Genomic DNA, 4,874 nt, shown 5'->3' with positions numbered 1-4,874 from the left:
ACTTCGCTCTGTAGTCAGGTCTGTAAAGAGGAGAAGGCTTTTTTTATTTCGTAGAACGTTTCGATGAAAAGAGCTTTACAAAACGAATTGTAAGAATTGATTTACGATTGGTTTCCTTTTGAAAGGAGTGAAATTCTGTGAAAAAAAGTAGTATTGTAATACCTCATGAACACGGGGGATGGGCAATGGTTAGCGTCCCGTTTCTTTTCGGAATGCTGGCTGGAAAACCTCAATGGATGCATATTCTCTTATTTCTAGCTTGGCTATTTCTTTATTTGTCATCTTATCCGTTTCTTCAATATGTGAAACGAACCACAAGAGCTGAGCACTGGGTGAAATGGGGAGTATCGTACGGTTCACTTGCCCTTATTTGCTTAATACCACCGCTTGTAAGCCATCCATTACTTTTTTCTTTTGCACTACCTCTCCTTATTCTTCTTTTGGTAAATGTATGGCATGCAAAGCGTAAAAGCGAGAGGGCGATTGTTAACGATTTATGTGCCATTCTTATTTTTTCCATTGGAGGTGCTGCTTCTTACCTTTTGGCTGGTGGAGAGTTTGATTTAACGATGGCTGCTATTGTATTGTTCAGTTGTTTGCATTTTATGGGTAGTGCATTTTTTGTAAAGTCAGTTTTTCGGGAACGAGACAACAAGCGTTGGATCATGTATGCTCATATTTATCATGGACTATTACTAGTTGTTCCATGGCTAATAGGCTTTCCCTGGATGACAATTGCTTATGTCTATTCAACTGTGAGAGCTTTTGTCTATGCTGGAAAAGCGATTCGTCCATGGAAGGCTGGAATTATTGAAATTATAGGTGCGGTACAGTTTTTGATACTATCTAGTAGCTTTTATCAGTAAAGGAGCGAACACATGGAAGAGACCGTTATTACGCTATATACAGGGATAGGTAACCCCGATCGAGTTTTCGACGCAATTATCAGTAATTTTGAGCAAGTTAGCAAATCACATCAGGTAGATGGTGGGCAGTTAACGATTGCCTTGCAAGATGATACTTTAATGAAAATAAATCGCATTGATTATATTGCGAATCAAGAAGAAATAAAACGACAAATGAACGGGATGGCTGCTTACTATTCCCAGGTAAAAACCGAACGACTTGATCTACAGCAAAGTGTTATTCAACAGATTTTGTGCTTTACCTGCATCGTTGGAATTCGATTTGAGCTTACCCATGATGCGAATCGGACCCATTTTTTGATTGATGCTATTTATGCTGTTGCAAGTGAGATAAATGCTTATTTATTGTATCCAAGCATGGAGATATTTAACAGTGAAGGAAGGCTTGTGTTTTCATTAGAGGGAAAAAGTGAGCTGGAGCAACTCATTCCAATAGCGAATTCTGACCTGTTAGACCGTGATAAGGGAGAAGAATCAGAGGCAGATCGCAATCGAATGAATCGCTCTATTGCTATATTAGAAGCAAGAAATATTCCATATATCGCTCATTTGAGAGTAGCGTTGGTGGAAGAGGATGCAGTCATTAGAGACCTTACGTCTATCGCGAAAAGAGTTAGTGCCCTGTTCGCCGTAGCGCTCTATTCGGAAGTACGATTGTCTCCAGAGGGAAATCGGGAGGAAGCCTTGTCTTATTTTGAGAGGGTAGACAAGGTATATCACGTTAGAGATTGGCTGACACCAAAGGAAAGAGCATATATAGAAAAAGCAGAATGTAATGAGCTTGAATGTATTCAGTTTGTGTGGAAGTATGAGTGCTGCGAGGTCTTACTATGGGCGCTTGGATTGATAGATGAATTAACATACCCAGATAGCACGTGTCATGTCCCACGAATTTCGGAATTACTCATTCAATATCATAGCTTGGACGATTTGATACAACATTGTGAACCGAGGTCTCAAAAAGAATTACTAGATGCAGCAGATCTGATTATGCGTTATGACTGGGCGTGTGTGGATGCCCGCGTTAACCAGCGAAATGCTCCGGCTGAATTAGACGCGGGGGTCGTGTTAGAAAGACATTATGCGCTTAATTGGCTTGTTGGCGGAAATGGTCAAGCAGATTGGGATGATAGTATACCACATACCTAATTTCGATAGCTTATTACATAGAATTTGTACGTACAATGGTGAAGCAACAATTAAATAGATCGAATATAGAGTAGTCATTTTAAGTGCATGATTGTTAGGAGTATTTGAAAGAGGTAGAATAGATGGAACTAATACAAGATGTACAGACATTGATCAGGGAATCGCATAAAAAACAGTGTAAATATTTGTTTTTCTGGGGGAATACCCCGAAGAGAGAGGGAATTGTAGATAAATCCTGCTTCAGCCAGTGGTATCCAGCTCCTTTTGCAGAGGATGGCATTACATACCCTACCGCAGAGCATTATATGATGGCGAAAAAAGCGGAATTGTTTGGCGATACTGCGATGCGTGATCAGATTTTGCAGCAGAAGCATCCAAATCAAGCAAAAGCACTGGGACGCAGGGTTCAAGCTTTTGACGAGGAAGTGTGGAATGCACATAAGCTAGGAATTGTTCAACAAGCGAATTTATTAAAATTCGGTCAGCACCCGCAGTTAAAATCCTATTTACTCCAGACTGGGAATCGAGTTCTAGTGGAAGCTAGTCCTTATGACAAAGTATGGGGGATTGGACTAGCGCAAGATCATCCTGATGCTGAACGGCCACAGCACTGGAGGGGAGAGAATCTATTAGGCTTTGCACTTATGAGGGTGCGAGAGCAATTTCGGTAGTCGAGTAGATTAATAAATGACAAAGGAGACCCATATGCAAAAAATTCGCAGAACGAAAACGATAGAAGGAACGAAGATACCTGGCTTTATATGCAATGGCGGGAGTTATTTTTTTATTGATGTAGACGTTTATGAGGATGGGATGGTTAATTGCTGGGAGCTAGTCGATTTAGATGGATTGGTTGATAAGCTCAATAATAATTGGCTCGTCCCTAGTGTCCCTCGAGGTGAAGCGATCTCTATATTTGGATTGGGTTCGTATGAGATAGTGGATGCACAGTGGAATTTTGACCAAGGTCAATATATGAATTTGATCCGCGACACTGTTACACAACTAAATCCCACACTCCGAAATATCTATCGTATTTCTGAGGAAGAGAAGGAGCTATGGAATGCGAGAGGGGTTCTGCATTCTCCAAAAGCCGAAGACTTCCGTGTTACTCATGAGATTGGATATGATACTGTAGCGGGTCAAGGATTCACAGCCTTTATGAAGCATGAGGGGAAGAATTATCTGGTGCGAATTGTTGTTTATAAGGATGATGCTGTGGTTTGTTACAATTCATTTTTTACATATGAATATAGTATCGAAAGTGTTAAGGAATTGTGGGACAATAAAGTCTTATTCACTTCATTTGAAGAACCTACAGCTATCGTACTTGATCATTTAGGCGAGGTAACATTCTCAGTAGTTCAGTATGCAAACGAAATCAATGATAAGTATGATGAATTGCAGGATATGCTTAAAAAGCTTAAGAAAGAAAAAACCTCTTTAGAACTATGCAGACAGGTCTATTATGAGTATTTAGAAGATCCATCCGAGTTTAATCGAGCTAGACTTCAGGAAAAGTATGAGCTTGTACCCGAGCATGAGCGAATGTTTCTAGGGGATATGGATTCAAGGGATTCGGATTATGTTCGAATTATCTATTATCCTGATGAGAAAAGAGAAGTCTAGGCAGTATTCATAATAATGGGACAGAGACATGGTAAAGATGAAAGAGAAGCCCATGTATTTCCTACATTTGAAAGGAATAGGTGAAAAAGCAAGTAAGGAGAAAAAAGCTTACTATCTACCCTCAAGAAAAATGAAAGCCTCTCTTCCTTAATATGTATCAACGAATGAAGAGCTACGTAAAAATATCTTTTTGCAGGTGCTCAAGATAAGCTCACAAGATGATTTGGCAGCATATATTTCTGATGATTTTGGTCTGATCTTTGATAGTGTAGTGTTTACATATAGCGATGAATGGTTTAACGGACTATGGAATGAGTACCAAGAGAAGAGAATTCCACAGGGGGAATTGCAGCAATCTAAGCGTCAAATCGTTTTGTAAGATGGCTTTGTTGGATTGAAAGGAAGAAGCAATCTGTAAGAATCATCTAGGAATATAGATTTTGTTACAAATAAAATTTTAACAAACAGCGATAGCAGACTCCAGCAAGCCAGAAGACTGAGTAAACTAGCTAGTACCCGAACTTGTCAGAAAGAACAGATGCTCAGGTGATGACGAATGACCTCTACTGTTAGATCAAGCAGAATCGTTAACTGAACAAAAGAGATAAGCAGAATGAAGAAATCCACTAACTTCTTCAATTCTTTGTTTCAGGCTCTGCTTGCTCGCGTTTGGGTATGCTTACGCTATCGTATTACTAATTATCAAAAAGAGGGGATAGAGTACCGCTCGATCAGAAGCTATGGAACCTGACGCCGATAGATAAAAGTGAATAGGATGATAGAAAAATAACAAATCTATCTTATTTCATTGCCTAAACGATGAGATAAGATAGATTTGTTTTGTGAAATAGACAGCGATCTTGGTGTTGAGAAACGTGATCGAATTGGTTTGTTAAAGGTATAGAAAGCGTGATCATATGTATAGATACTTCAGAGATCAACTAGCCTTATACATGTAAATTTTAGTGAGATAATAAAAAGTAACAATTTACTCTTTGATGTGAGATGCATCAAAGAACCCCCTCTTTTTTCTCGTAAAATGCTCCCCACATCAGCCCAAATGGATAAATCTACTCTCTTTTTACAGGAAAGGGATATTTTTATTTAACTAACAAATTAGAAATTTTAGGCGGAGGATTGTAAAAAAGAATAATTTTTACAAAAAATGAA

5 protein-coding genes are annotated in these 4,874 nt (G+C 39.0%); all 5 read left to right on the top strand.

What is annotated here, in order from left to right:
• Window positions 1-137 precede the first annotated feature (137 nt).
• The 5 genes from AYJ08_RS03670 (at window position 138) to AYJ08_RS23300 (ending at window position 4,455) form a co-directional block, all read left to right on the top strand.
• Entirely contained in the window at window positions 138-866 is a 729-nt protein-coding gene (locus tag AYJ08_RS03670) for a YwiC-like family protein (protein WP_064016635.1), read from the top strand.
• A 12-nt stretch (window positions 867-878) separates the two neighbouring features.
• Window positions 879-2,075 carry a DUF4272 domain-containing protein gene (locus AYJ08_RS03665; RefSeq protein ID WP_064016634.1) on the top strand — a complete coding sequence of 399 codons (1,197 nt, stop codon included), beginning with the start codon at window positions 879-881 and terminating at the stop codon, window positions 2,073-2,075.
• 122 nt (window positions 2,076-2,197) lie between these two features.
• Window positions 2,198-2,746: a riboflavin biosynthesis intermediates N-glycosidase gene (locus AYJ08_RS03660; RefSeq protein ID WP_064016633.1), complete on the top strand. Its 549-nt coding sequence runs from the start codon at window positions 2,198-2,200 to the stop codon at window positions 2,744-2,746.
• Between the two features lie 34 nt (window positions 2,747-2,780).
• A complete protein-coding gene (locus AYJ08_RS03655) occupies window positions 2,781-3,704 on the top strand; it encodes a DUF7638 domain-containing protein (protein WP_064016632.1) in 924 nt (307 codons plus the stop codon).
• Between the two features lie 613 nt (window positions 3,705-4,317).
• Window positions 4,318-4,455 (top strand): hypothetical protein, encoded by a 138-nt coding sequence (locus AYJ08_RS23300; protein ID WP_157452778.1) that lies wholly within the window; start codon window positions 4,318-4,320, stop codon window positions 4,453-4,455.
• The last annotated feature ends 419 nt before the right edge of the window (window positions 4,456-4,874 follow it).

The sequence above is a fragment of the Brevibacillus sp. SKDU10 genome (assembly GCF_001645205.1).
Taxonomy (GTDB): domain Bacteria; phylum Bacillota; class Bacilli; order Brevibacillales; family Brevibacillaceae; genus Brevibacillus_B; species Brevibacillus_B halotolerans.
This window is presented reverse-complemented; position numbering and strand designations above follow the sequence as displayed.